Raw genomic sequence first — 25,249 nt, forward strand, 5'->3', positions numbered from 1 at the left:
CCGAAACCGGGAGCGCTTTAAACTGGGGGTGATGTTCCACTACGGAAAGCTGAATATGGCGTTCTGAGCCTTCCCACCATGATCGGGGAAGACCCATGCATATACAGTATAAAGAATCAGTTTTATTCTTCAACACACTGTTTATTATGTTGTAACTACTCCCTACCTTCAGGTTCATGGTTCATTTTGTTAACGGTCTGTTGCTTCACAGCTTTGCTGATAGTCGCCCGGCTACAACCCAGCACTTTTTGAATCTGGCTCCAGGAGCTGCCGCTCGCAATCAGCCTGTTTATGGCGTCATAGCGAGACTGATTAACCTGGCGGCCTTTATACTTCCCTTCCCTTTTCGCCCTGGCGATCCCCTGCTGCTGCCGTTCCCGGCGCTGTTCATAGTCTCGCCTGGCGACGGCGGCCAGCATATCCAGCAACATATCGTTTATGGCCGAAAACATTCGGCTGTCAAAATCATTGTGACCCGATGCGAGCCAGGTTGTCGGAACGTTGACGGCCACAACCCGGATATCTTTCTGCCGGATCATTTTCTTCAGTGTGTTCCAGTCCTCCCCTACCAGGCGTGAAAGCCTGTCCACATCCTCTACCAGCAAGATATCGTTTTGCTGACAATCTTTCAGGAGCCGGAACAACTCAGGGCGTTCAAGCTTAGAACCTGATTCATTTTCAATGTAGTAGTTACAGATGCTCAGGCCGCGCTCGATGGCGAAGGTATTTATCGTGTCCAGGGCGCGTGTTGCATCCTGTTCAGTCGTGGATGCGCGTAAGTAAGCTCTGACAAAGCCTTTCGGTACTGTTTGAGTCATTATAGGGAACCAGTTCATTTTGAGTTAACCAGACACACCCATACAGTACCCATTTCAGTTGGTTCAGGGAAGGCACACTCAAAAAGAACCAGCAAACAGACCCCAGCCCTATAGTGACAACGTCACACTAAAAATTTACAACATAAAGATGATGTAAAGACACACCAAGATTTACACCATAAAGCGCACATAAAGACACAGCAACATTTACCATGTAAAGACACCATAAAGATAAATATATCTTTATTTGTGCTTTACATGGTAAAGCCATTGCATTATAAAGACACTGTAAAGACAAAAGTATCTTTACGAAAAACACACCATGTAAAGACATTCATATCTTTACATGAGCTTTACAACATAAAGAGAGGGATTCTGAAATGGGTAAAATCTTGCTTGTCGTATCAGATAAAGGTGGGGTAGGCAAAAGCACCTACGTGGCTAACACAGGCTCAATGCTGGTCAACAAAGGTAAGTCGGTAATTATCCTGAAGACAGATAAAAACCACGATCTGTTGAGCTGGAACGAAAAGCGGACAGATAACGGCTTACTCACTATCCCGGTTCACGCAGCTTACGGAAACGTCAGCAACGAAATTAAGCGCCTTAGTAAGCTGTGTGAAGTTCTCATTGTCGATTGCCCCGGCCACGACAGCCAGGAGTTCCGTAGCGCCCTGACAGTATCAGATATCGTGGTGACACTGGTTAAGCCGTCCTCTGATTTCGAAAGCGAAACACTGACCAGTGTTACAGAGAAAATCCGCACCGCTCAGAAAGCTAACGCAGCTCTGGAACCGTGGGTGCTGTTCACCAGAATCAACTCAGCGAAACCCCGCCACAGAAAAGCGGCCATTGATCTGGATAAATTACTGCGTTCGGACAACATCTGGATTCAACCTCTGAAAACCCGGATATCCGAGCTGGATGTGTATGAAAGCGCCTGTAATGAAGGGGCAGGGGTACATGACGTTAGCCGGGCATCGAGCCTTTCAACAGCGAAAGCACAGATTGAACTTGTGGCACAGGAAATTGGCATTTTATAGAAATATCAACAATATTCATCGAAATCTTTACATTGTAAATACACCATAAAGATACTATGATATTTACAATTAATGCATACCGTACAAGGGGAAATTTTCATGGCTTTAAAACTAAACCGCCCGAACATCGATGAATCTCAGCAACCAGCAACAAACGCAGAAACCGCGCGTTTTATCTCCGGCGCTACCAGAGCGCCTGTAGCGGGTAAACCAAAGTTGATGAACTTCAGACTGCCAGCGTACTTTGAGGAGATCCTGGAAGCGGAGGCGCAGAGAACAGGCCAGAGCAAGACAACCGTTCTAAAGGCAGCGCTGGCCGCATTCGATAACCTGGACGAGAACCTGAAAAACCACTGGCTGCTTGAATCTGCAAAATTAGGGTAGCGTTATGGCTAAGAAAAAGAGATATGTTGTGATGGTTAGAGATAAACCAAATACAGCGGCAATCAGCGATTATTAGCCTGGTTAGTATGGTTCGCTAACAGGCATAATAAGGCCGTTGCCTATGACTGCGGAGAATGGATTGTCGAACCATCACATTGGTTAAGAATTGGAAATCCAAAATAGAAAGAAACCTAAGGAAAGAAAAATGTTCATATTCAGATATATTAAAACTCTTATTAATATCTACTTGTTATACATCCAACCGATATTGGGGATGTTCCTTATAGGTATAGGCTTATGGGGGTTCTATGCACCTGATGAGGGAACTTGTACTAATCTCAATATTGAGTTATGCGCTGTATCAGCTATTGATGTTCTGAAGCCTGCTATTTTTGTATTTTTAGGCATTATTACCGTTGCCGGATGGTACTTTACCGAACTTCAGCCGAAGCTAAGGGGGGAGGGCAAGTATATGAAGGTAAAAACAGGTGTAAAACCGGAAGATTTCGTTAAGTAAAAACCGAGCCTAAAGACGTTAACCGTGGGGGATTTATGAATAAATCATGGCTTGAACAACAGGTGCAAAATGAAAAATTAAAAAAAGTACAGGAAGAGAAAAAAGATGGCACTATCCAAAAAGGATTGTACAGGGTTCGTATAAAAGACAAATACAGGTGGGATTTGTGGGAAAATGATTTCAGAGTTGTTATTGCTTATTCGAAAGATGATGCAGAGCTAAAATTTACAGAAATGACAGGTTTTAATGAGCATTACTATATAGAAAGCATTGAAAAAATAGTGCTTTCAGATATAGAAAAAATCTTACTGGAAAACTGAAAAGATAGTTATCCAGAGGTTTAGTTAAATAATGGCGTCAGTTTTTCAACCAGTAGCAGATCGCTTAAACCGTCTAAAGAAACAACTTCTATACCAGAATCAACAAGTGAATCAACTCCACATACTTCACCGAAGCCGATAACCATAATCGGCTTTCGGTCTATCAAATCAAAAATCACCAAAGGCAATATTACACTGTTAATCGCTTCAAACTCCTGAAAAAACATTTCAGAGCCGTATTCGCTGGCAGGAAAAAGAATCTCACTTAATCTCAAACCATAAAAAATATGGTAGTGTTCTTTAAGGTTATCCTTTAAAATATTAACAGCCTTAGAATATTTTTCGTTAATAAACTCTTTAACCTGATATTTCATAACTCTCTCCAACAAGAACCGACTGTAGGTCACCGGGCAAACGTTGCGGAATGGCGTCAGAGACGTCATTTTGCGGCGTTTGCCCTATCCTGCATCGCAGTGAAAAGAACTCGCCTCGTGCGCTATGATTAACCGATGATAAAAGGCTGAAAGAAGCACTGCAAGCCGACTGGATAACATTGTTGCTTCACGGCTGATCATCATTGGTTGCCTCAGTGCTAGTGTGCTTTGCATCAGGAACCAGAAGACGATACCACGGCATTTTTTTGTTAAGCAGCTCCATCAGGGGAGTGGCAAACAAACTCAATCCCCACAGCGTTACGATTACTGGAATCGTGAAATTTTGCGGCGTCCAGAACTGGCGCTCAAGGTGGAACCATGTAACAACACAGAGCATTCCACCAATCCAGAAAATAGCTTTACTGAAAGCCCCCAGGACTGCCAGAGAAATAACAGAGACTAAATGCAGTGCGCCAGCCGTAGCAAGACGTAGATAAAACCAGAACCATTTAGCGTGCCGGATAACCGGGTTACCGTTCGTTTCTCGCAATCGTTTTTTACGTTCCCGGATGATTTCTTTTTTCAGCTTACTTCGTTCGGCTCCCTGCGGAAACTCATATATTTTAGCCATGTTTTGCCTCACTTATTCTTTTTTGGTGGAACGACTTTGTCAAACTCCTCTAAAAATGCCATATCATCTTCCGAAAAGGATGAGGATTTTTCATTTATACTAAACTCAAATCTAAGCATGTGAGCCATTCTCCCTTTTTTCCCAACAACAGAGAAAGATAACTGATTTATTTCCGTTTTCTCAATTATCTCATTAATGCTTTTATTGATAACATCACGAACAAAAAATGAGTATTTAGGATACTTATATTTCTTCTCCCCTTCCTCAATAGTATAAAGTCCCATTTCCTCTTTTAAATCATCCACGGATATATCAAAAGATTTTTTTGAACTATTCTGACTGTAATATTTCCTAATGACTTGATAAAGGTTTGTTGAGTTTACACTGTTCAACAACACAACTGATTTCAATACCTGAGTGGTATATCTATTTTCAGAACCAATCAACTTAGAAAAATATCGCTTAGCTGTATTTGTGAATTTTATCCGTACAGTTGCAAGATGATCGTAATAGGCACAGAATTCTGTTAAGTTTAAATCCAAGCGATCAGGTATTTTATTCTTAGATGATAGTATCCCAAGTTCATCAGCCAAATTTTTTAAATCATCTCTGTTTAAAACTAACGTAGTTGAAGAAAGAACTTTAGCTCCCTCTTTCAGAGCTGCATAAGAGGCATATTTATCTAAAGAAGTAGCTTTTGAAAAAAAGTCAGCATCAACCTCCAAAATATCATCATCTAACATTTCCTTTGTATCAATCTGGCAAAGAGCCAGAAAAAGCACTCTTTTTGCTGAAAGGGAAAGGGATGCAAGAGTTACCCCAACTTCATTTCTATGTCTAACTTTCGTTAATCCCGTTACTGTCTTCACGATAAGCCTCATATAACCTTTCCTATGTAGGCAAATCATAACCCCACAAAGGTTGTAATTCAAGACAACAATACAACCTTTAATTAAAAAACCTCTCACCTTTAGATATGAAGATCTGAGGATCTTCATATCTAAAGATAGCAACAACCGCATGTTTCACTTGATGTTCAGTCAAACTGTGGAAACCGTTAAAAATCTTCTCACCTTACGTGAAAAATCCTCTCATCTTTAGTGAAAAATCTAACTACCTTAACTTAAAAATCTTCTCACCTTACGTGAAAAATCCTCTCACCTTACGTGAAAAATCCTCTCACCTTTAGCAATTTTTTTCCATAATTTTCAGGTAATTGAAGCGAGCTAAGTTTTTAAGTTTTTAAGATCAAGAAGAAAATATAAGGCTTTTAATGCACAGCGTCTGTGGATAACTCAGCATAAATCCAGAGGATAGATCCGTCTGGCCTCCCTGAGCACTGCACCACCAAAAATTGAGCAAATATTAACCTTAGCGCGTAAGTGCTCTATTGAAACCCCGTGGAAATTCCGCTTCCTCGCTCACTCGCGGGCTTCGCCCTGTCGTTCGGCTGCGGCGAGCGGTGTAATCTCTCTAAAAGATCCAGACGGGATCCTTTTCCGATCCAATTCTTAAATGCTCTCAAAAGCCCTCAGAGGCGTTTTAACCGCTTTAACCCGGTCATGGTTCAACGGAGCGGGTAAAATGCGCTTAGAACGTCATACAGCTCGTTTTTAACCTGATCCCTAATCAGGGGGTATAACAGAGGCGGCCAAAAAATCCGGCCTTGCTCGTCAGAGTATCTACCGCGCATTATCCCCGAACGGAAACCCGACCATCACAACACTTGCACAGCTTGCAGCAGTAGCCGGGTTACAGTTCACTCTCAGTAAGCCCAACCACTAACCTTTCAGACAAGCCCCTCATACCGGGGGGATTATTTCTTACGCCAGCAAAATTTCACGACCGGCGAGGATGGCCAAGTGTTTTTTGCTGGCAATTTTCGTGCAGCAGCTGGCGCCCGGATTCATTTTTTGCTGTCAGGCATCAATCGGTTTCAGCAACCCGCCCCGTAATTCGCTGCTAACGCATCTCATAACGCGCAGATACAGCGCCCCGCGCCAGTGTTTCACACTGACCCGGCGTACCGTTCGCAAGCTCACGCGCTAACTGCGACAGGCTAAACATCGTCTGATAGTCAGAAATTGGCCTGGCAGGGGTGAGGGGGGTTATCGCTCTCATTCGGGCTTGTTGGTTCGCCAGTCCTGGCGAACGTCTCCGGCGCGATGTTACGACAGCGCATTATGTAACTACAGTTCGCGCCTCTTTCGGAAATCCCTTCATGCGCGGTAAAGCAATATACATCTTTATGTAATCTTTACAATGTAAAGCATTAAAAATGATTCCATAACCATCATTTGATGGTATAATGAATTTGTTGGTTGGGAATGGTTCCCTGCCAGATTCCAGAAGCCCACACGGGCGGGAGCGAAAAATGAATATTCAGGAAGCATTAAACGTTTTTGGTTTATCCGGTGATCTGACTGAAAAGGACATCAAGGCGGCATACAAAAAAGCGGCTTTAAAATATCATCCAGACCGCAATCCATTGGGTGCCGAGCTGATGAAAGCAGTAAATGCTGCGTTTGATTTTCTCATGGCTAACATTGATAAAATCAATCAGTTTCAAAGCACTGATGAAAACGCACGTTACAACTACGGTGAAGATCTGGAAAAAGTTCTGAATACGCTTTCCGGCCTTACAGGGATTGTCTATGAAGTTATTGGTAATTGGGTCTGGATTAGCGGAGAAACTAAAGAACACAAAGACATTTTAAAGGAAATGGGCTGTAAGTGGGCATCTAAGAAAAAACAATGGTTTTACCGTCCTGAAGAACACAAAAGCCGCTGGAACCGTAAAGAACACAGCATTGAAGAAATTCGTGAAATGTATGGTACAGCGGGTAAACGTAAGGCGTCAGGCTGGACACGTGTAGAAGCAAGCGCATAACCGGAATGGGGGCGAAAGCCCCCTAGAACATGGCAAAGATTGATTCGGAGACACGTTGATGAAAAACAAGACCATAACGGAAGCGGAGCTGATAAACATTTTTGAAAGTTACGGAGCCTACATTTGCCCGGATGAGATCGAAGTTACAGCCAAAGAATGCAATGAAAATGGTTCAGTCTTGCACCGTGGCTTAAACGCAGAAGGATGGGCGCATCTTTTTGCGAAGGAAGAAGCATATCAGCAGGAATGCGAAGCCCAGGAAGCTGCAAGTGATGATGGACACTTTGATGAATAGTCTTAAAACTGCCGTAATTCGATTTACGGCTTTTTTATTGAGTTCAAAAGGCTGAATCGATGAAAGAACAGAAAAATTTCTTTGAACGGTATAAACCGGTGTTTGAAATCGTTTGTCGAATCCTGGGGAACGGCTGGCGTGTAAATCTGCTCGATGATTGCCAGTACAGGATTAAGCTAACCTCACCTGATTTTAAAAATTACTCTATACATATTCGAATGGAGAAAGGAAGGTTAGTTATCATTGGAAGCGTAGATAGTCGCAGCTGGAGAAGTCCTTACCATACTTGCACAGTATCGCCAGAGCGTAACCCTGTAGAAATCGCCGCCGATATTGAAAAGAAAATCCTGTCGGATGCTTTAGATAATGTAGATATGGCGCGAGAGTATGAACAACAGTTACAGCAAAAACGCGAGAAAAAACTGATCCTGAAAGGAATGCTATCTCGTTTAGTGCATCTTGAAAGCTGGCATGGGACATTGACCGGGTTTAAAGTTGAGAATGGGTTAGATGGTAACGTATCAGAACGGGGCGACGGATATGAAATGGTAATTCGTGGCCTGAGTGTAGATCAGCTCATAAAGGTAGCGGGGTTTATTAAACAGCTATGAGGCAAAAAATGAATGAAGTCCTGAGCGACAGGAAAAACAAAGGTAATGTAACATACAGGATTGTTGTGTCTGAAGATGCAACACGTTTGTTTATTGAACTTGAAAAACTGATGAAGGTACGCTCTAAAGAAGCGGATAAAAAAACAACTAAAAAGATTGTTTTCCAAAAATCATTTTATTACGAAGAATTCTCGAACGTTAAAGATGAAATTGATGATCCAATTTTATTGAAATTCTATACAGATACTATTGTGAAGGTACAAAATCATGAGTTTTAAGCCAACACCTGAAGAGGTGAAACAAGCACGTATTAAAGCTGGCTTTACGCAGCAGGAAGCCGCTGAACGGTTTGGTTTTACGTTATCAGCCTGGCAAGCCAAAGAAACATCCGGTAAAACGTCTCGTGGTTTAGCCGCTGGTACGTATGAATTACTTTTGCTCCTGGCTGATGAACATCCAGATTACCAGCTCGTTAAGAGAGAAAAAAATCAGGATAAAGTGACTAAATAAATTGCATTACCATCATATGATGGTATAATTTATTTGTAGGTCGGGAATAGTTCCTTACCATGATCCAGTAGCCCAAACGGGCGGGAGACTAAAATGAACACGTATGTTATCACTTTCCAGGCTTTAAACACTAAGAAAGAAAAAATCACCTGCTCTGCTTTTGTCCATTCAGAAACTCTCTTCCTTGCCGTTCATTCTTTCGAAGATAAAAATCGCGGTCGTGGTTATGTTATCACGTCTGTTAGTGAATTGTTGTCCGAGGAACTGACGGCGAAAAATTCCCTCAAGAAAAATATTAACTTTTGGTTTAATGAGTGTGGTTTAAGTAAATCTGAGGTTATAAACGAAGTAATTAACTGGAAGAATTTCGCATATACCCTTAAAGAACTGGAGGAAGCCAAAAATGAAGCGATAAGAGAACTGCGGAGTTAATCAATTAGGGGTGGTATCAGGTTGTGGAGGCAACCTGATACCGTGACACTCAATTCCCTCGCGAGGAATATAAAATGTCGGAACGCATGTTATCAGCAATACAGACTGTTGAAAAGGGTGGGCGTCCGGTTTTTCCCTTGATGCCATTCTCTGCTTTTCCTGAGTACATGGCATTACTCAGAAAAGCCCTGGAAAAGAAAGAAACAAAAGCACTGATAGAAAAACAGGAGGTGCTATGAAAAAACAGGAGTTTTTAGATTTTATCAGTGCAGAACAGAGGCGGGGAGCTGTCCGGTTTTCGCTGGGATTTAACAGCAAAGGGGAAATTGTATTGCACTGGACTAACGAGGCCGGGTTAAGAGTCTGGAGTATACTAAGCGGTAACAGGGGAAAAAGTCCCAGCCGGGCAAACCGGGAAAGAATGAGTAACCTCCGCCGCTGGCTCCATGATGCCCGGCAGGGCATGGAAGGCGACACACCAGAGGCAGAATAAAATTCCCGTTCCTGAATCGCCGAAGCCCTCCCGTTTACGGGAGGTGCTTTTTTTGTATATTCCGTAAAACAGCGCTCGCGCCCCCTGCCAGGCCATTCGCGTAGCGAATTTATTTCCGCCCAAGTTAGCCGCGAATCCGTTGTCTCCGGTCGCAGACGCACCAGATCACAGCCACGATAGCCTTTCATTTTTTGCATTTCGATGGACGCTGAAGCACAATTTATGTGTGGAGGTAGTTCACTGCGATGCAGGATAGGGCAAACGCCGCAAAATGACGTCTCTGACGCCATTCCGCAACGTTTGCCCGGTGACCTACAGTCGGTTCTTGTTGGAGAGTTTTATGAAAAAAGTTCAATTCAGGATTGAAGAAAGCCAACATGATGATCTACTTGATTGTCTTAAAACACTTTATCCAGATGAACCGGGTTTAACCGTGGCAAAAGGAATGAAGCTGCTTGCCAATGCTTTACTGAAAAGCAAGGTTAAAAATGAAGATGTTAATGTGTCAAAAGACAATGATGATTTTATCAAAACCACAATGTATTTGACAGGGAAACAAAGAACTTTAATAGAGAAAGCGGCTCATCGTCATGGCTGGAATTTATCCAGAGAATGTCGTTATCGAATCCAGACGACACTTGAAAATGAACTTGATTTTTTCGATCAGGAACTTCTGGTGATGAATCGTTGCCGTAATGCAATAGATAAAATAGGGCGAAACTTTCATTATATTATCGTTAATGATAATGCCAGAGTACTTGATAAAGATGGGTTCTATCAGGACGCTGAGCGGTTGAGTTCAGAGATAATGAGTCTCAAAAGTGAGTTTGAAAACTACATTATGTTATGCAAAGGGCGAACTGTTTCTAACAAGGTTGAGGTGTAATCATGGGCGTTTATGTTGACAAGGAATTCAGGGTTAAGCGTAAGTCCTCTGAAGCTGGCCGCAAGTCTGCTTTCGCCCATAAAGTTAAAAATGGTGGTAAAAACTATCAACGCAACGTTCAGGAACGTATCAACCGCAAGGGTGCCAGTAAGGAGGTTGTTGTCAAAATCTCAGGAGGTGCGATTACCCGGCAGGGAGTTCGAAACAGTATTGACTATATGAGCCGGGAGTCAGAGCTGCCAGTGATGAGTGAAAGCGGTCAGGTATGGAAAGGTGATGAGATTCAGGAGGCTAAAGAGCACATGATAGATCGTGCTAATGACCCTCAAAATGTTTTCGATGATAAAGGTAAGGAAAATAAAAAAGTAACCCAAAATATTGTGTTTTCACCGCCTGTATCAGCAAAGGTAAAACCTGAAGATCTGCTTGAGTCTGTCAGGAAAACGATGAACAAGAAGTACCCAAATCATCGTTTTGTGCTTGGCTATCATAACGACAAAAAAGAACATCCACACGTGCATGTCGTTTTTCGTATTCGTGATAATGACGGTAAACGAGCTGATATCAGGAAAAAAGATTTACGGGAAATTCGTACAGGTTTTTGTGAAGAGCTGAAGATGAAGGGCTATGACGTTAAAGCCACTCATAAGCAGCAGCATGGACTTAACCAGTCTATTAAAGATGCGCACAAAACAGCGCCAAAACGACAGAAGGGCGTTTATGAGGTTGTTGATGTTGGCTACGACCATTATCAGAACGATAAAACCAAACCAAAGCAGCATTTCATAAAGCTTAAGACACTGAACAAGGGCGTGGAGAAAACATATTGGGGGGCTGATTTTGGTGAGTTAACCACTCGCGAGAACGTTAAGAAAGGTGATCTTGTTAAGCTGAAGAAGTTAGGACAAAAGGAGGTGAAAATCCCTGCACTTGATAAGAACGGTGTACAGCATGGCTGGAAGACTGCACACAGGAATGAGTGGCAGCTAGAGAACCTGGGGGTTAAGGGCATAGACAGAATCTCTTCATCCAGTAAAGAGCTGGTGCTGAACAGCGCGGAGATGATTAAGAAACAGCAACTCCAGATGAGAAATTTCTCGCAAATAAAACAGTCGATGATTCAAAGCGAACAGAAAGTGAAAATCGGAATTCGTTTAGGATAATTCATACTCTCCGGTAACTTATTGATTAAGATCGATTTATTTATCTTGTTAGCAGAGTTTTTGTAAAAAGTAACTAGCGGTAAAAAATTTAGTTAACTTGACTATAAAATAAGCGCATGGTGATCAATCGATCTGCTTTTTTGTTATCAAATAGCATATGTATCTAGATATAAATAAAATACAAGCACAAACAAAATGAAATGTGTCGTAAATGCGATCTAAAGATCTGCTTGTGTGGTTGAACGCAGCACATGTAGCTGATAAAGTTTTTATGAGATGTAAATTTGTCCTTTTGTTTTTTTTCTCTGATTCGGGGTCATCCGAGTCGAGAGAGCGCCTGAAAGGAAAAACTATGGAATGGTATGTTTTGCAATTCACCACTACGAGATTTGCAGCAGTTTTTGCTCATCTCGAACGCCTGAACTTCTCTTACTTCTGTCCTATGGAGACTGAAAGGTATCGTCGCCCGGATAAGATAATTTCATATCGAGAAAGACGTTTGCCGCTTTTTCCCGGTTATCTTTTTATCCAGGCAGATTTTGAAGAGGTTCATTCCACTACAATAACTGCTATCCCTTACGTACAACGCTTTATCTCATTTGGCGGTGAGCCTTTACCTGTACCAGAAGATGTGATGGCGGAGCTTTTGTACAGACAATCACATACAACAGCTCAGGCAAATCTTTTAAGGAAATCAATTCCACACGATTTTGCTGAAATTCTACTCATGGATAATCCGCAGCAAAGAAGTATGGCTTTCATCCACTACATCACAGAGAGAAGCTTAACCCACAAAATGAAACGGAAGAAAAATGACTGCTACCCGAAAAAAAACCGCAACGAGACGCAAGCCCCAACGTAATACACTCTACCTGCCCTCAGCTTCTCGTGAGGAACTGGATAAAATTGCTCTGGAGATTGGCTATCGCAGGGGGCGACGTATTTCAAGCTCTGGTGTTGTCCAGTACCTCATAAAAAAATATTCCAGCCAGGCTATTGAGGAGCTGATAAACGAAGACGATGAAGACGATGACGACTTCGATGACTAACCATTCAGTCTAAACTTTCCGCGCTGTTCTGGCCGGGAGAAAATCATGTTATCTACTACTGCTTTTGCGGCGCTTGCTTTGCAATGCGCGGCCAGCGTTCATCCCGATACTGCGCATGAAGTTGCAAGGGTTGAATCTGGTTTTAACCCATATGCTATTGCCGAGATAATACCGAAGGTTGAACGTAAGCCCGGTGACAAAGGCGTAGTGTCCTACTTTCCCAAAACTAAGGAGGCTGCACTCCAGATCGTAAATCAAATTGAATCACGAAATCATCGTTACTCAGTCGGTCTTATGCAAATAACGAGTACGAATTTTGCAAACTTCAATACAACCGCTGAGAAAATGTTTGACCCCTGCGAAAATCTCAAGGTTTCAGAGCAAATTTTGGTGGATTGTTATAAACGTGGTGGCGATATTTTACGTGGCCTGAGTTGCTATTATTCCGGCAATCCAGAAACAGGAACTAAACCTGAATCAGATTTTAATAACACCAGTTATATACAGCGCATAGGGTTTAATCCGCCTGATAACAAAAAAAACTGGGTGGTTCCTTCAGTTAAAGATGCAATCAGAAAGGAGAATGTAACACAGAGTATCAAACCTAAAGAAGTTACCGTATATCCCCAATATGCCATGCGTGGCACTGTTTTAGATGAAAAGGAAACAAACGATGTTAAAACTCAATAAACGTTATTTAACTCTTTCTGTATTTATGGCTGCATTGATGCTTTGTGTAGCAGAACCCGCCTTTGCTGATGATGTATCCACTAAAACAACTGGCTTCTTGCAGAAGATTATCGATTTTCTGACGGATATCCGTAAGCCAGCAATCACCATCATTGCGCTGGTAATTGGTTATATCGCTATCTTCTCACGCCAGCATGCAGCGTGGATTACGCCTTTAATTATCGGGATTATCATCTTTATTGTTGCGCCATATCTGCCTGACTGGTTAGCGTAATATGTAATAAAAGGGGGCGTAAAAATGAGTACCGTTTTTAAAGGGCTGACACGCCCCGCTTTGATTAGGGGGCTGGGCGTTCCGCTCTACCCCTTTCTTGGAATGTGCGTTATCTGCGTTTTGCTTGGTGTCTGGATTCATGAGGCTATGTATGCCCTCATCCTCCCTGGCTGGTATGCCATCAAGCGAGTTACGAAGATAGATGAACGCTTTTTTGACCTGCTTTATCTGCGAATGCAAATCAAAGGTAATCCTCTGGCAAACAAGCGCTTCAATGCCGTCCATTATGCGGGGAGTTCGTACGACGCAGTCGATATATCGAAAGTGGACAATTTTATGAAGCTTAAAGACCAGTCTTCTCTTGAAGAGTTAATCCCGTATTCATCACACATCACTGATAACCTCATTGTTACCAGAAACCATGATCTACTGGCGACCTGGCAGATTGACGGAGCTTATTTTGAATGTGTAGATGAAGCGGATCTAGCCTTGCTTACTGACCAGCTCAATACGCTGATACGTAGTTTTGATGGGAAACCCGTTACCTTTTATACGCATCGTATTCGGGTTAGAAAAGAAGTGCGACCTGTATTTGACAGCAAGATCCCATTCGTCAACAGAGTGATGAACGATTATTACGAATCGCTTTCGGCGGCTGAGTATTTTGAAAACAAATTATACTTAACCGTATGCTATAAACCGTTCAGCGCTGAAGATAAAGTGACGCATTTTCTTTCAAGGAAAAAGGGTAATAAAAATATCTTCGAAGAACCCATTAATGATATGAATGAAATATGTGGCAGATTGAGCACCTATCTCTCCCGGTTTCATTCCCGTCGTCTTGGGTTATATGAAGAAAATAATATAGTTTATTCAGAACAGCTTACGCTGTTCCAGAAACTGCTATCCGGGCGCTGGCAGAAAGTCAGAGTCACCAATAGTCCGTTTTATACATACCTGGGTGGTAAAGACCTGTTCTTTGGTAACGATGCTGGACAAATCACTGCCTCTGACCATGCCCGGTACTTTCGTTGCATCGAGATCAAGGACTACTTTCAGGAAACGGATGCCGGAATTTTTGATGCACTGATGTATCTCCCGGTTGAGTATGTACAGACTTCCTCTTTAACTCCGATAGACAAGCAGTCTGCAATCAAGGCGCTGGATGATCAGATCGACAAACTCGAAATGACCGATGATGCCGCTAAATCCTTGCTCGCTGATTTGAAAGTTGGTCTCGATATGGTCTCCAGCGGCTATATTTCTTTCGGGAAAAGTCACCAGACACTGATTGTTTACGCAGATTCGCCGGAGCGTCTGGTGAAGGACACCAATATTGTAACGACGACCCTGGAGGATTTAGGGCTGATCGTAACCTATTCAACCTTGAGTCTTGGCGCAGCGTATTTTGCTCAGTTACCTGGTAACTACACGTTACGGCCACGCCTGAGTTCTATCAGCAGTCTGAACTTTGCCGAAATGGAAAGCTTCCATAATTTCTTTACGGGCAAGGAGAAAGGAAATACCTGGGGTAACAACCTTATCACCCTGGGCGGCTCAGGAAATGATATTTATAACCTGAACTATCACATGACTACCGAGCATCAAAATTACTTCGGTAAAAACCCCACGCTGGGGCATACCGAAATTCTTGGTACGTCAAACGTGGGTAAAACGGTAGTGATGATGACTAAGGCTTTCGCCGCCCAGCAGTTCGGAACGCCGGAGTCTTTTCCACCTGAGAGGAAATTAAAGAAGTTAACTACAGTATTTTTCGACAAAGATCGGGCAGCGGAACCCGGTATACGTTCAATGGGAGGTGCTTACTTTCGGGTGAAAGAAGGAGAGCCGACTGGCTGGAACCCTGCGGCTTTGCCACCAACCAAACGAAATATTTCCTTTATGAAAGACCTGGTGAGGCTACTTTGTACGCTTAACAGTGAGCCGCTTGATGATTACCAGAACCGCCTGATTTCTGATGCCGTTGAGCGCCTGATGCAGAGGTCAAACCGCTCTTATCCGATCAGTAAGTTGCGACCACTCATTCTGGAGCCTGATGATACTGAAACCCGGCGGCATGGGCTTAAAGCACGCCTGAATGCCTGGGTGCAGGGAGGGGAATTTGGCTGGGTGTTTGATAACCCGGACGATACGTTTGATGTGGACAACCTGGACGTTTTCGGTATAGACGGAACGGAGTTTCTGGATAACAAAGTACTTTCCAGCGCCGCTTCATTCTATCTCATCTACCGTGTCACCATGCTGGCTGATGGCCGCCGACTCCTTATCTACATGGATGAGTTCTGGCAATGGATTAACAACGAAGCGTTCAGAGATTTTGTTTATAACAAACTCAAAACCGCGCGTAAGCTGGATATGGTGCTTGTCGTAGCGACACAATCGCCGGATGAACTAATTAAATCACCTATCGCGGCTGCCGTTCGTGAGCAGTGCGCAACACATATTTATCTGGCGAACCCCAAAGCGAAACGTAGTGAGTACGTAGACGAGTTGGAAGTGAGAGAACTTTATTTTGACAAAATTAAAGCCATTGACCCGTTATCTCGTCAGTTCCTGGTCGTCAAAAACCCACAGAGGAAGGGGGAAAGTGATGATTTTGCGGCTTTCGCAAGACTGGATTTGGGAAAAGCGGCGTATTACCTACCGGTTCTCAGCGCATCGAAACCCCAGCTTGAACTGTTCGATGAAATCTGGAAAGAGGGTATGAAGCCGGAAGAGTGGCTTGATACCTATCTGGAACGTGCAAACCTGATTTAAGGAATCCCTATGAAAAAGCATATCGTTGCGGCACTTATCGCCTCTGTTACGGTTATTTCTGGTGCTCAGGCTGGTGTTCCCGTTGCCATTGATGCAAACCCTGAATGGGCTGTCGAAGCGCAGCGCTGGACAGAACGCCTCAAACAGTGGCAGGACACCGTGAACCACTACCAGAAACAGATTAATGCCTATAAGCAGGAGCTGCTGACCAAAACGGGCATTCGTGATGTTCAGGGACTGGTGCAGTCTGCGCAATCTGTCAGTAAGGAGCTGGAGAATATTTACGACCAGGGGAACTCCTTCATTGATGATTACATTAAGAACCCGGAAGCCACCCTGTCTGAGCAAGCCAGATCACTACTGGCCGATTATAAGGTGACAAACACCTGTAAGGGGCTGGGATATACGGGCGACCTGGTGCGGGGCTGTGAAGCCTCGTTCCTGTCCCAACTGGCGGGGATCGAGTACGGCAATAAGCTGGAAAGTAAACTGCGTGAAGATAATCAGGAAATGGCCGACCTTATCGACCAGGTGAAGAACGCCCAGGACACGAAAGCCACGCAGGACGCGACAAACGCTGTATCTCTGGCAAGCCTGAAATTTAACAAGCTCAAATTTCAGTATGAAATGTATCGCGATAAGCAGCGCGATCTTGCAGAATACAAGGAGAAAATGTTACAGGCTGCTTTCCAGGAGAAACAATTAGGGGCTGTTAATAAAGAAACTCCAGTTGTTGATTATAAGGCAGCATTTGAGCAGCAGAGTTATGAAATGAACTGAGGGGGCATTTTGAAAAAATATGGATTAGTTGCGGCGTTGGGGCTTACATTCTTTCTTACCGGGTGTGAAGAGGTTAAATCTGTAGACTGGTGGCAGTCTCACGTAGACGATGCAACGAAAAAAGTAGCTGAATGCAAAAAGTCTGGGAGTGATAGCGAAAATTGTAAAAACGCTAAGGAAGGTTTGTTTAGGTATAAGCAATTACATCCTAAGCATGTTGACTATAAAGATGCATTCAAAAATGTATTGGGTAAAGATGGAAGTTAAAAGGAGCCACTATGGCAACTTCTAGGTATTTCCAGGCCGCTCATGACGTTATTGTTAAAACTCTTGACCAGTCTTTGACTGGTCAGTTAGATAACTTTTCTTCAATAGCGTCTCAGTTGGGTAAGTATGGTATTTCCATTTATATATTGTGGTATGCTTATACCACAATAGTTGGGAAGCAAAAAACCGCAGTGCAGGATTTTTTATGGAATCTATGTCGATTCTGGTTAATTCTTGTTTTTGTCAAAAATATGGGGGGGTGGTTAGATAGTGCAACTCAGGCCATTGATGGGCTGAAGGAAACATTTGCAGGAGGTGATCCTTGGAAATGGGTTGACGAGCTTTGGGAGAAAGTTCAGCAGGTAGCTGCATATCTTATGTCCAAAGATACTTCGAAGTATGTGAAAACAGATGGGGCAATCGCATCTTTATTAACATATGCTGGAGGGATAATTGCATTATTGCTAACTTCAATAGTTTATCTCGCCGCCGAAGTTACTATTAAGATACTTACTATTACCGCGCCGTTGTTTATTATTTGTCTTTCATTTGGTTTTTTAAGGCAGATGTTTAATAGCTGGCTTCAGTTAATATTTAGCTCATGCTTCATATTCTTGTTTTGTGGACTGGCAATTAAAGCGGGAATGACGTTCCTTAATGGCATTCTGACAATCTCGATAGCTAACGCAGATGAATTAAATCTGATATCAACAGGTGCTCAGGCCGGGGTTGCAGGTGCATTTATGGCCTGGATTATCTGGCAAGCCAAAACCTATGCTTCCCAGCTCGCAGGGGTAGGTGTTGAAGGCGCGATGCAAGGGGCAGCCGCAATGGGGATTGGTGCTGGCGTGTTCGGCGCTTCCCGTATGGGGCGTAATCTGCTTGGTATGGGTAAAAATGCAGGGATTGGCGCATGGAAAGGCGTTCGCCGTCAGGATGGAGGGTTCAACCAGTCTCCTGGTGTATCCGGTAAGTTGGGGAATCTGACCGGGCAGGGCGTTAATATTGGCGCTAAGAGGCTTCGCCAGGCTGCGATAGATGCGGCGAAAAAGAAATATGGAGGTTAACCGATTTATTATTTAAATCTGTCAACTCTGAGTATTCCGCAGTAAATATTCACTCCTCTATTTAGGTTCTCACATTATGAAACTACTTATCACGGCTATCGTGACGCTTTGCCTTGTCGGATGCCAGGCGTCACATAAACAACCTCCGGTATCCGGAAAAAGCGAACCTGTTAATTCAGCAGAGGTAATGCGCAATGGGGTTTAAACTCTCAGGATTAAAACTTCCCGGTTTTAACAAGAAAAAAGAAGTAACAGACTCTTCAACTACTTTTGAAGAGAAAAATGTATTGATGCAGGAGAAAATGAACCGCATTTATAAATTCGGTGGTATTGCAGGAATTGCCGTAGGTGTGTTGTCTCTGCTGGCACTGAATGGAGCGCTACCGTTAAAGAGTACGGTTGTCGAAGCTTATCTTATTAATGGTGTCACTGGCGTTGCTGAAAGACTGACTTCTGTTAAAAAAGAAAACCTCTCTGAAAATGAAGCGCTGGCGAAATACTTCATTACTCAGTATGTGAAGCGTCGTGAAGGGTATAACTATTTCAGTCTCCAGCATGATTATGATTATGTTCTGTTATACAGCGCTGAGAATGTGGCGACGGATTACAACGCTTTAATCAACGGCAACCAGTCACCAAAGGTTATTTATAATAAAGCGGAAAAAACCGCATCTGTTCAGGATAATCCGTCCGTGATTATCAGTCCGTCATCCCGGCGCGATGATAAGGATATGGGAGCATATATCCGGTTTAAATTAACCATTCGAAATGTCGCGACAGGCCAGGATGATTATGAATACTGGAACGTCCGGTTGACCTACCGTATTGAACCACAGGTCGAAATGGCATCGGGTGACCGAAACAATAACCCGCTTAAATTCGTTGTAACGAGCTATGTACGCGATAAAGAAGTGAAAGGGTGAAAACTATGAAAATGAATAAAGGAGCGCTAATTGTGGCGCTTCTGTTGGTGTCGCACGTCTGCCATGCAGCCGTTACGCCAGCAGCCAGCCGTTTTGATCCCCGTAATCAGATTGTCAGTTATAACCCGCAAAACACGACAGTCATAAACAGTGCGGTTGGCTATACAACCACACTGGTATTTGACGAGGATGAAACGGTCATCAGTGCCAGAACCGGCTTTCCCCAGGGCTGGGAAGTGAACAAAGAAGATAACCTGGTGTATCTCGAAGTGAAGCCCGTCAAACAGACCGTACAGAAGAACAGTACCGATGACAATGGCAACCAGTCTTCAGAGGTGGTCAGTGTAGCCCTTGATCCTGAAAACGACCTGGAACGCTGGCGAACAAACCTGTTTGTTCGCACAACAAAACGTAATTACAGCATGGAGCTGAACGCCCGAACGTTCCGGCAGCCGGATAAGATCGCGTTTGTTGTTAATTACCAGTACCCGCAGGAACGCCGGAAGGAGCAAGCCGAAATCGAGAAGAAACGGATTGAGGCTCTTAACAAGCGGCAGGAGGAGCAGGCAATCAACCGTTCTCTTGAAAATGCGAAGTCGCCCAAGAACTGGGATTACTGGAAGCGGGTAGCTGACGGCAGCCAGTCAATCAGCCCGGATTATGCGTATGACGATGGCCGCTATACCTGGTTTGGCTTCAGCCCCCTGAAGAAAATCCCCAGCGTCTTTGTTATGAGCGGCGAACAGGAAACGCTGACTAACCCGGTAGTCAAAAACAGCGGTAGTTTCACCGTTGTTGGTGTTCCTGTAGACCAGCGCTTTGTTTTGCGTATGGGAAATCAGGTTGTTGGGGTTGAAAACCGGGGCTTTGGCAAAGTCCGTCTTCCGGCAGGAGATACCGTTTCCCCGAACGTTGAGAAAGAGGTGATCCAGTGAGCGAACAGGAAAATAAAATCCCGACCGCTGTAGAAATTGAACAGGCACTACGGGAACGGCATCAGAAAGAAATTGAGCAAAACGATAAAACGGATAAGGGAGATGAAGATGACGGTAAATCAGTAAAACGCCTGGGTATCGAGAAGCTTAAAAAATCGCGTAAGGGGCTGGTGATTATTGTGGCCGCTTTCCTTCTGCTGGCCGCCGGGGTGTCTGTCTACTATATCCCGTCGATTATTCGTGCAATGTCCAGCGGTGATGATAAGCCTGCCAGTAATGCGGTATCTACTGGTTCAGTAAAACGCGCGACAGGACTCAGCGATGATGTTGATCCATTCAACACCAGGGAAGAACCGGCTAAGACGGAAGAACGGAAGGAAAGCAGCGGCAAAGCGGAAACGCCACCGGAAAAAGTACAACAAAACTTCAGTCGTGCGCTGGATGTGGCCTATGGGGGGAGCAGCTCTGCTTCCTCAAATTCCGGTGGTAGCTCATCAACGGCCAGCAATACCAGGAACGAGGGGGACGGCAGTGACAAACAGGCAGAGGTTCAGCCTGTTAATGCAGGGCAACCCGCGCAGCTTTCTAAAATTACGCGCGTTCCTTATGACCCTAACCTTTTCATTCCTGAAAATACCGCGATTAAGTGCTCGCTGGACAGACGATTTATTTCTGATCTGGCTGGCAAGCTGGTCTGTACGATTAATGAGGACGTATACAGTGCAAACAGGAATGTAAAGCTAATTGAAAAGGGAACAGCCGCATATCTGATGTATAAAACGGGCACGTTCAATCATGGTCAGGGAGCCGTGTTTATCGCTGCTACGAAGCTTAGAACACGTAAGGAACCTTTCATTGATATTCCGCTGATTGATACACAGGCGGCGGGAGCGCTGGGTGAGGCCGGGGCTTCAGGCTGGATTGACACACATTTTGCAGATCGCTTTATGGGCGCGATGATGGTTGGCATGATCCCCGATGTGGCACAGGCCGCAAGTGGAGCGGCTAAAAGTAATAAAGACAATCAGACCGACTATACAGCTAACAGTCGCCAGGCTTTTGCTGATATAGCACGCGAAGCGTTTGCAAACAGCGTAAATATCCCTCCAACGCTTTATAAAAACCAGGGGGAAATCATTACTCTGATCGTTGGTCAGGATTTGGATTTCTCCAGCATCTACAAATTAAAAATGGTGGGTACCCGGAGGTAATTTGATAACGCTGGATATCAAAGAGTTTTCAATGCTGTTAGGAATAAGGGAAAGCGAAATATACCATCATATTCGTAAGGGCATACCAATAAATGGCGTTCCTTTCCCCAAACCACTGAAACAAATCAAAACGCATCGATTTAATTACGAAGAAGTCATGCGTTTTATTGAAGATCTTAAAGGAAAAGGTGAATTATGAAGGATGCAGAGAACAGACATATTGTTTATGAAATAATAGATGAATACTTCCACCACTGGCTTAATGAAGTCGATGGTTTAACTGAAATCGCGGTAAATCGGCCTGATGAACTGTTTGTTAAAGTGAGTGGGAAATGGCAGCAGCATGAATTAAAAATGGATTTTAAAGATTGTATGTCATTTGCAGGGGCAATTTCTGATTATCATGATGGTGGGTCGGTTACGCCAGAATATCCCTTACGTTCTGTTACGCTCCCCGGAGGGGAGCGTGTACAAATAGTTATTCCCCCGGCAACGGAACGGGAAACGGTGTCTATTACAATCCGTAAGCCGTCCAGTGTGTTTATCGACCATGATACCTTTGTTAAACAAGGGTTTTACTCAAGGCTAAATCAAGGGGGGAAATTCAGGGATAAAGAAGATGAATTATCTTCAATGTTTAAAGATAATTGTTTTGAACAATTTGTCCCTGAATGCCTGGTTAAGGGTAAAACGATGGTATTTTGTGCCGGAACGGGGGCGGGTAAAACCACCTTTGCAAATGCCTGTCTTCAGTACATACCCCATCATTTACGATGTATTTCAATTGAAGATACAGATGAAGCAAAGTTCAGGTTCCACAAAAATCATGTGAAATTGTATTACCCGTCAGAAGGGGAAAGTAGCACTGTCAGTTCCGCTTCTCTTTTACGTTCTGGTTTTCGTATGAACCCGGACAGAATCCTCATGACTGAGGTTCGCGGCGCGGAAGCCTGGGATTTTCTCAAAGGCTCAAGTTCCGGCCATGCAGGGAACCTTACAACCGTCCATGAGAGCACCCCTGAAGATGCTGTGCTTGGACTGGTTCAACGGTGCTATATGAACCCTGAATGTCAGAATTTGCCTTATAACATTATATTGCGGAGGGTGTTAAGCAACGTCGATGTGATTATGAGTATTAAGTACATCGATGAGGAAGATAACCGATTTGCATCGGGTATTTACTATCGTGATATTCATTTTCAGGAATACTTTGAAAAGCTGAAGGAGTGATTATGTCTCTGAAACTACCCGATAAAGGCCAGTGGGCTTTTATCGGTCTGGTTATGTGTCTTGTGACGTATTATACTGGCTCAGTTGCTGTTTACTTCCTGAACGGAAAAACGCCGCTTTATATATGGAAGAATTTTGATTCCATGCTGCTGTGGCGGATAATAACAGAGAGTAATATACGGACAGATATCAGGTTAACCGCAATCCCCTCTCTTTTATCAGGTATGGTTTCGTCTCTCATTGTGCCTGTTTTTATTATCTGGCAACTGAATAAAACGGATGTTGCTCTTTATGGTGACGCGAAGTTTGCCAGTGATAATGATTTAAGAAAATCGAAACTTCTGAAATGGGAGAAAGAAAACGATACTGATATTCTTGTAGGTGCATATAAAGGTAAATACCTGTGGTATACCGCACCAGATTTTGTATCACTTGGCGCAGGAACCCGCGCAGGTAAAGGGGCTGCAATAGGTATTCCAAACCTGCTGGTCAGGAAACATTCCCTGATTGCATTAGATCCAAAACAGGAACTGTGGAAAATCACCAGTAAGGTACGTGAAAAACTGCTGGGTAATAAGGTCTATCTTCTTGACCCTTTCAACAGTAAAACGCATCAGTTTAACCCGCTTTTCTATATTGATTTAAAAGAAGAGAGCGGGGCTAAAGACCTGCTGAAGCTGATTGAGATCCTGTTCCCGTCTTACGGTCTGACCGGAGCGGAAGCACACTTTAATAACCTCGCGGGGCAGTACTGGACGGGGCTGGCAAAATTGCTTCATTTCTTTATTAACTACGACCCCTCCTGGCTTGGTGAGTTCGGGCTTAAACCTGTTTTCTCAATTGGTTCTGTAGTCGATTTGTACAGCAACATCGACCGGGAGCTGATACTCAGTAAGCGAGAAGACCTGGAGGGAACAAAAGGACTTGATGAAAACGCGCTGTATCATCTGCGCGATGCCCTGACCAAAATCAGGGAGTATCACGAAACCGAAGACGAACAACGTTCGAGTATTGATGGTTCGTTTCGTAAGAAAATGAGTCTGTTTTATCTTCCGACTGTTCGCAAATGTACAGACGGCAATGATTTCGACCTTCGCCAGTTGCGCCGGGAAGATATCACTGTTTATGTTGGCGTTAATGCTGAAGATATGTCCCTGGCCTATGACTTCCTCAACCTGTTCTTTAACTTCGTTGTGGAAGTCACGTTACGAGAAAACCCTGACTTTGACCCGACACTGAAACATGACTGTCTGATGTTCCTGGATGAGTTTCCGTCTATTGGTTACATGCCAATCATTAAAAAAGGTTCGGGTTATATTGCCGGGTTTAAACTCAAACTTCTGACGATTTACCAGAATATCAGTCAGCTTAATGAAATCTATGGTGTTGAAGGTGCCAAAACGCTGATGAGTGCGCATCCCTGCCGGATTATCTACGCTGTCAGTGAAGAAGATGACGCTAAAAAGATTTCGGAAAAGCTGGGCTATATCACCACCAAATCGACAGGTTCAAGCAAGACAAGCGGACGCTCAACGTCGAAAAGCAGTTCAGAAAGTGAGGCGCAGCGCGCCCTTGTGCTCCCGCAGGAGCTGGGAACGCTGGATTTTAAAGAAGAATTTATCATTCTTAAAGGTGAAAACCCGGTTAAAGCTGAGAAAGCCCTCTACTTCCTCGACCCGTATTTTATGGACAGGCTGATGATGGTAAGCCCCAAACTTACCGAGTTAACCGCCTCTCTGAATAAGACTAAAAAAGTATTGGGTGTTAAAGGGCTTAAATATCCTTCTAAAGAAAAAATGCTCTCCGTCGGTGAGCTGGAGTCAGAGGTTTTACTATGAAAAAAATGTTAATGGTCAGTGTCCTTTTTCTCTCTGCCTGTTCCTCTCCGCCTGAACCACCACAGGTTGACTGGGAACAGAATCCTGAAACGGTGAATACACAATTAATGGACTGGCAACCGACATACTCAGTTATTAAATCAGACAAGGTTAATTCATCGTGGGTTAAGGTTATCCATAATTTCAGGCCTGAAAACCGCCTTTACGATGATGCTGTTTTTTATTCTGTTGCACATTCTGATTCAGTGATTGTTGAAACCAGTAACGGAACAGACTTTTTCACAGCTAAAAACTGGTTGAGGGCGAACGGTGCAAACGGTGTCATACAGTATCGTTATAAAATGAACTGTTTTTCTTGCCGGACTACCAGTGTTTATTTATCACGATAACGCCGGATTAATAAAATTCTTGTAATTTTATTGAGCCGGGGTTGAACAACCGCAGGGCGTTAGTTGCCCGTTATCCATGAGGTGTATATGAAAAAGACCGTAACCACGGCAGTGCTGCTTTGTGCGTTCGCTGCCGGAACTGCTCATGCTGAGGAAAAGGCCGACCCGAACGATCCATGTGCAATGGTGTTATGCCTTGCCGGAAAACTTGACGGAAGTAGTCCGGCAGAATGTGACCCGATGTATAAAAGTTTTATGTCAATCAGGAAAAAGAATAAACATGGTTTTTTACCCGATCACACGGCAGATGCCAGAAAGAAAAAACTAAATGAATGTCCTGCGGCTGATGCAGGTACAGTAAGTAAAATTATTTCAAGCTTTGGCCGATTGAAAAACTTTTAATTCTGTTTGATTTAATTCTGATGTGAATACGCAAGTTTCAGGTTTGAGA

The 25,249-nt window shown here is 43.7% G+C and carries 33 protein-coding genes and 1 pseudogene; 30 read left to right on the forward strand and 4 right to left on the reverse strand.

The features are described 5' to 3' along the window. Positions 1 to 155 precede the first annotated feature (155 nt). Positions 156 to 818 carry a recombinase family protein gene (locus PGQ95_RS24895; RefSeq protein ID WP_001549893.1) on the reverse strand — a complete coding sequence of 221 codons (663 nt, stop codon included), beginning with the start codon at positions 816 to 818 and terminating at the stop codon, positions 156 to 158. Between the two features lie 380 nt (positions 819 to 1,198). Here PGQ95_RS24895 and PGQ95_RS24900 point away from each other — a divergent pair, with 380 nt between their 5' ends. The 4 genes from PGQ95_RS24900 to PGQ95_RS24915 all read left to right on the forward strand — a co-directional run bounded on the left by PGQ95_RS24900 (position 1,199) and on the right by PGQ95_RS24915 (position 3,082). Continuing rightward, positions 1,199 to 1,861 (forward strand): division plane positioning ATPase MipZ, encoded by a 663-nt coding sequence (locus PGQ95_RS24900; protein WP_000516402.1) that lies wholly within the window; start codon positions 1,199 to 1,201, stop codon positions 1,859 to 1,861. Positions 1,862 to 1,960: 99 nt separating this feature from the next. Further along, positions 1,961 to 2,245, forward strand: a complete 285-nt coding sequence (locus tag PGQ95_RS24905; protein WP_001185481.1) for a hypothetical protein — start codon at positions 1,961 to 1,963, stop codon at positions 2,243 to 2,245. A 205-nt stretch (positions 2,246 to 2,450) separates the two neighbouring features. Next, positions 2,451 to 2,762: a hypothetical protein gene (locus tag PGQ95_RS24910; protein ID WP_000469598.1), complete on the forward strand. Its 312-nt coding sequence runs from the start codon at positions 2,451 to 2,453 to the stop codon at positions 2,760 to 2,762. A 35-nt stretch (positions 2,763 to 2,797) separates the two neighbouring features. Further along, positions 2,798 to 3,082 (forward strand): hypothetical protein, encoded by a 285-nt coding sequence (locus PGQ95_RS24915; RefSeq protein ID WP_001043731.1) that lies wholly within the window; start codon positions 2,798 to 2,800, stop codon positions 3,080 to 3,082. Positions 3,083 to 3,102: 20 nt separating this feature from the next. Here PGQ95_RS24915 and ddp1 (PGQ95_RS24920) read toward each other — a convergent pair whose 3' ends face one another. From ddp1 (PGQ95_RS24920) to PGQ95_RS24930, 3 genes are all read right to left on the reverse strand, one after another. After that, positions 3,103 to 3,456, reverse strand: coding sequence for a DNA distortion polypeptide 3 (gene ddp1, locus PGQ95_RS24920; protein ID WP_000877224.1), 354 nt, complete (start codon positions 3,454 to 3,456; stop codon positions 3,103 to 3,105). A 187-nt stretch (positions 3,457 to 3,643) separates the two neighbouring features. Further along, entirely contained in the window at positions 3,644 to 4,087 is a 444-nt protein-coding gene (locus PGQ95_RS24925; RefSeq protein ID WP_001074369.1) for a hypothetical protein, read from the reverse strand. Between the two features lie 8 nt (positions 4,088 to 4,095). After that, on the reverse strand, positions 4,096 to 5,109 hold the full coding sequence (locus PGQ95_RS24930) for a replication initiation protein (RefSeq protein ID WP_001348704.1): 1,014 nt from the start codon (positions 5,107 to 5,109) through the stop codon (positions 4,096 to 4,098). Between the two features lie 610 nt (positions 5,110 to 5,719). Between PGQ95_RS24930 and PGQ95_RS24935 the strand changes: the two are divergent. From PGQ95_RS24935 to PGQ95_RS25060, 26 genes and pseudogenes are all read left to right on the forward strand, one after another. Continuing rightward, positions 5,720 to 5,872, forward strand: a pseudogene (locus tag PGQ95_RS24935) (DNA-binding protein); the annotation flags it as partial. A gap of 589 nt (positions 5,873 to 6,461) precedes the next feature. Continuing rightward, on the forward strand, positions 6,462 to 6,977 hold the full coding sequence (locus PGQ95_RS24940; RefSeq protein WP_001025390.1) for a DnaJ domain-containing protein: 516 nt from the start codon (positions 6,462 to 6,464) through the stop codon (positions 6,975 to 6,977). Positions 6,978 to 7,035: 58 nt separating this feature from the next. Beyond that, entirely contained in the window at positions 7,036 to 7,272 is a 237-nt protein-coding gene (locus tag PGQ95_RS24945) for a hypothetical protein (RefSeq protein ID WP_000792381.1), read from the forward strand. A 59-nt stretch (positions 7,273 to 7,331) separates the two neighbouring features. Then, positions 7,332 to 7,883 (forward strand): hypothetical protein, encoded by a 552-nt coding sequence (locus tag PGQ95_RS24950; protein WP_000662998.1) that lies wholly within the window; start codon positions 7,332 to 7,334, stop codon positions 7,881 to 7,883. Between the two features lie 8 nt (positions 7,884 to 7,891). Then, complete coding sequence (locus PGQ95_RS24955) at positions 7,892 to 8,161, forward strand: hypothetical protein (RefSeq protein WP_001006717.1); 270 nt, start codon at positions 7,892 to 7,894, stop codon at positions 8,159 to 8,161. Next, positions 8,151 to 8,393, forward strand: coding sequence for a hypothetical protein (locus PGQ95_RS24960; protein ID WP_000008707.1), 243 nt, complete (start codon positions 8,151 to 8,153; stop codon positions 8,391 to 8,393). Before PGQ95_RS24955 ends, PGQ95_RS24960 begins: the two co-directional genes overlap by 11 nt. A gap of 93 nt (positions 8,394 to 8,486) precedes the next feature. Beyond that, a complete protein-coding gene (locus tag PGQ95_RS24965) occupies positions 8,487 to 8,825 on the forward strand; it encodes a hypothetical protein (protein WP_001099725.1) in 339 nt (112 codons plus the stop codon). 74 nt (positions 8,826 to 8,899) lie between these two features. Continuing rightward, entirely contained in the window at positions 8,900 to 9,064 is a 165-nt protein-coding gene (locus PGQ95_RS24970; protein ID WP_000004083.1) for a hypothetical protein, read from the forward strand. After that, positions 9,061 to 9,318 (forward strand): hypothetical protein, encoded by a 258-nt coding sequence (locus PGQ95_RS24975; RefSeq protein WP_004199355.1) that lies wholly within the window; start codon positions 9,061 to 9,063, stop codon positions 9,316 to 9,318. The genes PGQ95_RS24970 and PGQ95_RS24975 overlap by 4 nt, the downstream gene beginning before the upstream one ends. Positions 9,319 to 9,658: 340 nt before the next feature. Continuing rightward, entirely contained in the window at positions 9,659 to 10,204 is a 546-nt protein-coding gene (gene ddp1 / locus PGQ95_RS24980) for a DNA distortion polypeptide 1 (RefSeq protein WP_001348698.1), read from the forward strand. 2 nt (positions 10,205 to 10,206) lie between these two features. After that, the gene (gene mobP1, locus PGQ95_RS24985) at positions 10,207 to 11,367 is read left to right on the forward strand and encodes a MobP1 family relaxase (RefSeq protein ID WP_004199101.1); all 1,161 of its coding nucleotides are present in this window, start codon (positions 10,207 to 10,209) and stop codon (positions 11,365 to 11,367) included. Between the two features lie 352 nt (positions 11,368 to 11,719). After that, positions 11,720 to 12,229 (forward strand): transcription termination/antitermination NusG family protein, encoded by a 510-nt coding sequence (locus tag PGQ95_RS24990; protein ID WP_000455437.1) that lies wholly within the window; start codon positions 11,720 to 11,722, stop codon positions 12,227 to 12,229. 232 nt (positions 12,230 to 12,461) lie between these two features. Beyond that, on the forward strand, positions 12,462 to 13,106 hold the full coding sequence (locus PGQ95_RS24995) for a lytic transglycosylase domain-containing protein (protein WP_000953538.1): 645 nt from the start codon (positions 12,462 to 12,464) through the stop codon (positions 13,104 to 13,106). Beyond that, positions 13,090 to 13,380 carry a TrbC/VirB2 family protein gene (locus PGQ95_RS25000; protein ID WP_000916156.1) on the forward strand — a complete coding sequence of 97 codons (291 nt, stop codon included), beginning with the start codon at positions 13,090 to 13,092 and terminating at the stop codon, positions 13,378 to 13,380. The genes PGQ95_RS24995 and PGQ95_RS25000 overlap by 17 nt, the downstream gene beginning before the upstream one ends. Before the next feature lie 24 nt (positions 13,381 to 13,404). Next, a complete protein-coding gene (locus tag PGQ95_RS25005; protein WP_015060057.1) occupies positions 13,405 to 16,158 on the forward strand; it encodes a VirB3 family type IV secretion system protein in 2,754 nt (917 codons plus the stop codon). 9 nt (positions 16,159 to 16,167) lie between these two features. After that, positions 16,168 to 16,938 (forward strand): type IV secretion system protein, encoded by a 771-nt coding sequence (locus PGQ95_RS25010; protein WP_000716326.1) that lies wholly within the window; start codon positions 16,168 to 16,170, stop codon positions 16,936 to 16,938. A 9-nt stretch (positions 16,939 to 16,947) separates the two neighbouring features. Further along, positions 16,948 to 17,205 (forward strand): EexN family lipoprotein, encoded by a 258-nt coding sequence (locus PGQ95_RS25015; protein ID WP_000759841.1) that lies wholly within the window; start codon positions 16,948 to 16,950, stop codon positions 17,203 to 17,205. Positions 17,206 to 17,216: 11 nt separating this feature from the next. Continuing rightward, the gene (locus tag PGQ95_RS25020) at positions 17,217 to 18,272 is read left to right on the forward strand and encodes a type IV secretion system protein (RefSeq protein WP_000235886.1); all 1,056 of its coding nucleotides are present in this window, start codon (positions 17,217 to 17,219) and stop codon (positions 18,270 to 18,272) included. Between the two features lie 194 nt (positions 18,273 to 18,466). Continuing rightward, on the forward strand, positions 18,467 to 19,195 hold the full coding sequence (locus tag PGQ95_RS25025) for a virB8 family protein (protein ID WP_004199085.1): 729 nt from the start codon (positions 18,467 to 18,469) through the stop codon (positions 19,193 to 19,195). Positions 19,196 to 19,200: 5 nt separating this feature from the next. Continuing rightward, positions 19,201 to 20,130, forward strand: coding sequence for a TrbG/VirB9 family P-type conjugative transfer protein (locus PGQ95_RS25030; protein WP_000783386.1), 930 nt, complete (start codon positions 19,201 to 19,203; stop codon positions 20,128 to 20,130). Next, complete coding sequence (virB10, locus tag PGQ95_RS25035) at positions 20,127 to 21,341, forward strand: VirB10/TraB/TrbI family type IV secretion system protein (RefSeq protein WP_001295060.1); 1,215 nt, start codon at positions 20,127 to 20,129, stop codon at positions 21,339 to 21,341. The genes PGQ95_RS25030 and virB10 overlap by 4 nt, the downstream gene beginning before the upstream one ends. Position 21,342: 1 nt before the next feature. Next, positions 21,343 to 21,540, forward strand: a complete 198-nt coding sequence (locus tag PGQ95_RS25040) for a DNA-binding protein (protein ID WP_000629109.1) — start codon at positions 21,343 to 21,345, stop codon at positions 21,538 to 21,540. Beyond that, positions 21,537 to 22,571, forward strand: coding sequence for a P-type DNA transfer ATPase VirB11 (virB11, locus tag PGQ95_RS25045; RefSeq protein ID WP_000650512.1), 1,035 nt, complete (start codon positions 21,537 to 21,539; stop codon positions 22,569 to 22,571). The genes PGQ95_RS25040 and virB11 overlap by 4 nt, the downstream gene beginning before the upstream one ends. Positions 22,572 to 22,573: 2 nt before the next feature. After that, positions 22,574 to 24,409 (forward strand): type IV secretory system conjugative DNA transfer family protein, encoded by a 1,836-nt coding sequence (locus tag PGQ95_RS25050; RefSeq protein WP_000053822.1) that lies wholly within the window; start codon positions 22,574 to 22,576, stop codon positions 24,407 to 24,409. Continuing rightward, on the forward strand, positions 24,406 to 24,798 hold the full coding sequence (locus PGQ95_RS25055; protein WP_000738524.1) for a cag pathogenicity island Cag12 family protein: 393 nt from the start codon (positions 24,406 to 24,408) through the stop codon (positions 24,796 to 24,798). The genes PGQ95_RS25050 and PGQ95_RS25055 overlap by 4 nt, the downstream gene beginning before the upstream one ends. An 87-nt stretch (positions 24,799 to 24,885) precedes the next feature. Then, positions 24,886 to 25,200: a TrbM/KikA/MpfK family conjugal transfer protein gene (locus PGQ95_RS25060; RefSeq protein WP_000754496.1), complete on the forward strand. Its 315-nt coding sequence runs from the start codon at positions 24,886 to 24,888 to the stop codon at positions 25,198 to 25,200. The last annotated feature ends 49 nt before the right edge of the window (positions 25,201 to 25,249 follow it).

Source organism: Klebsiella sp. 141240 (genome assembly GCF_050600805.1).
In the GTDB taxonomy this organism is placed as follows: domain Bacteria; phylum Pseudomonadota; class Gammaproteobacteria; order Enterobacterales; family Enterobacteriaceae; genus Klebsiella; species Klebsiella aerogenes.

What these genes read in the sequence shown, in the direction of transcription:
- PGQ95_RS24910 (WP_000469598.1), top strand. Translation starts at nt 2,451, where the DNA reads ATGTTCATATTCAGATATATTAAAACTCTTATTAATATCTACTTGTTA.
- PGQ95_RS24965 (WP_001099725.1), top strand. Translation starts at nt 8,487, where the DNA reads ATGAACACGTATGTTATCACTTTCCAGGCTTTAAACACTAAGAAAGAA.
- ddp1 (WP_000877224.1), bottom strand. Translation starts at nt 3,456, where the DNA reads ATGAAATATCAGGTTAAAGAGTTTATTAACGAAAAATATTCTAAGGCT.
- PGQ95_RS24995 (WP_000953538.1), top strand. Translation starts at nt 12,462, where the DNA reads ATGTTATCTACTACTGCTTTTGCGGCGCTTGCTTTGCAATGCGCGGCC.
- PGQ95_RS24930 (WP_001348704.1), bottom strand. Translation starts at nt 5,109, where the DNA reads ATGCGGTTGTTGCTATCTTTAGATATGAAGATCCTCAGATCTTCATAT.
- PGQ95_RS25055 (WP_000738524.1), top strand. Translation starts at nt 24,406, where the DNA reads ATGAAAAAAATGTTAATGGTCAGTGTCCTTTTTCTCTCTGCCTGTTCC.
- PGQ95_RS24945 (WP_000792381.1), top strand. Translation starts at nt 7,036, where the DNA reads ATGAAAAACAAGACCATAACGGAAGCGGAGCTGATAAACATTTTTGAA.
- virB11 (WP_000650512.1), top strand. Translation starts at nt 21,537, where the DNA reads ATGAAGGATGCAGAGAACAGACATATTGTTTATGAAATAATAGATGAA.
- PGQ95_RS24925 (WP_001074369.1), bottom strand. Translation starts at nt 4,087, where the DNA reads ATGGCTAAAATATATGAGTTTCCGCAGGGAGCCGAACGAAGTAAGCTG.
- PGQ95_RS24955 (WP_001006717.1), top strand. Translation starts at nt 7,892, where the DNA reads ATGAATGAAGTCCTGAGCGACAGGAAAAACAAAGGTAATGTAACATAC.
- PGQ95_RS24900 (WP_000516402.1), top strand. Translation starts at nt 1,199, where the DNA reads ATGGGTAAAATCTTGCTTGTCGTATCAGATAAAGGTGGGGTAGGCAAA.
- PGQ95_RS24895 (WP_001549893.1), bottom strand. Translation starts at nt 818, where the DNA reads ATGACTCAAACAGTACCGAAAGGCTTTGTCAGAGCTTACTTACGCGCA.
- PGQ95_RS24905 (WP_001185481.1), top strand. Translation starts at nt 1,961, where the DNA reads ATGGCTTTAAAACTAAACCGCCCGAACATCGATGAATCTCAGCAACCA.
- PGQ95_RS25010 (WP_000716326.1), top strand. Translation starts at nt 16,168, where the DNA reads ATGAAAAAGCATATCGTTGCGGCACTTATCGCCTCTGTTACGGTTATT.
- PGQ95_RS24960 (WP_000008707.1), top strand. Translation starts at nt 8,151, where the DNA reads ATGAGTTTTAAGCCAACACCTGAAGAGGTGAAACAAGCACGTATTAAA.
- mobP1 (WP_004199101.1), top strand. Translation starts at nt 10,207, where the DNA reads ATGGGCGTTTATGTTGACAAGGAATTCAGGGTTAAGCGTAAGTCCTCT.
- PGQ95_RS25020 (WP_000235886.1), top strand. Translation starts at nt 17,217, where the DNA reads ATGGCAACTTCTAGGTATTTCCAGGCCGCTCATGACGTTATTGTTAAA.
- PGQ95_RS24950 (WP_000662998.1), top strand. Translation starts at nt 7,332, where the DNA reads ATGAAAGAACAGAAAAATTTCTTTGAACGGTATAAACCGGTGTTTGAA.
- ddp1 (WP_001348698.1), top strand. Translation starts at nt 9,659, where the DNA reads ATGAAAAAAGTTCAATTCAGGATTGAAGAAAGCCAACATGATGATCTA.
- PGQ95_RS25030 (WP_000783386.1), top strand. Translation starts at nt 19,201, where the DNA reads ATGAAAATGAATAAAGGAGCGCTAATTGTGGCGCTTCTGTTGGTGTCG.
- PGQ95_RS24940 (WP_001025390.1), top strand. Translation starts at nt 6,462, where the DNA reads ATGAATATTCAGGAAGCATTAAACGTTTTTGGTTTATCCGGTGATCTG.
- PGQ95_RS25000 (WP_000916156.1), top strand. Translation starts at nt 13,090, where the DNA reads ATGTTAAAACTCAATAAACGTTATTTAACTCTTTCTGTATTTATGGCT.
- PGQ95_RS25060 (WP_000754496.1), top strand. Translation starts at nt 24,886, where the DNA reads ATGAAAAAGACCGTAACCACGGCAGTGCTGCTTTGTGCGTTCGCTGCC.
- PGQ95_RS24915 (WP_001043731.1), top strand. Translation starts at nt 2,798, where the DNA reads ATGAATAAATCATGGCTTGAACAACAGGTGCAAAATGAAAAATTAAAA.
- PGQ95_RS25005 (WP_015060057.1), top strand. Translation starts at nt 13,405, where the DNA reads ATGAGTACCGTTTTTAAAGGGCTGACACGCCCCGCTTTGATTAGGGGG.
- PGQ95_RS24990 (WP_000455437.1), top strand. Translation starts at nt 11,720, where the DNA reads ATGGAATGGTATGTTTTGCAATTCACCACTACGAGATTTGCAGCAGTT.
- PGQ95_RS24975 (WP_004199355.1), top strand. Translation starts at nt 9,061, where the DNA reads ATGAAAAAACAGGAGTTTTTAGATTTTATCAGTGCAGAACAGAGGCGG.
- PGQ95_RS25050 (WP_000053822.1), top strand. Translation starts at nt 22,574, where the DNA reads ATGTCTCTGAAACTACCCGATAAAGGCCAGTGGGCTTTTATCGGTCTG.
- PGQ95_RS25025 (WP_004199085.1), top strand. Translation starts at nt 18,467, where the DNA reads ATGGGGTTTAAACTCTCAGGATTAAAACTTCCCGGTTTTAACAAGAAA.
- PGQ95_RS24970 (WP_000004083.1), top strand. Translation starts at nt 8,900, where the DNA reads ATGTCGGAACGCATGTTATCAGCAATACAGACTGTTGAAAAGGGTGGG.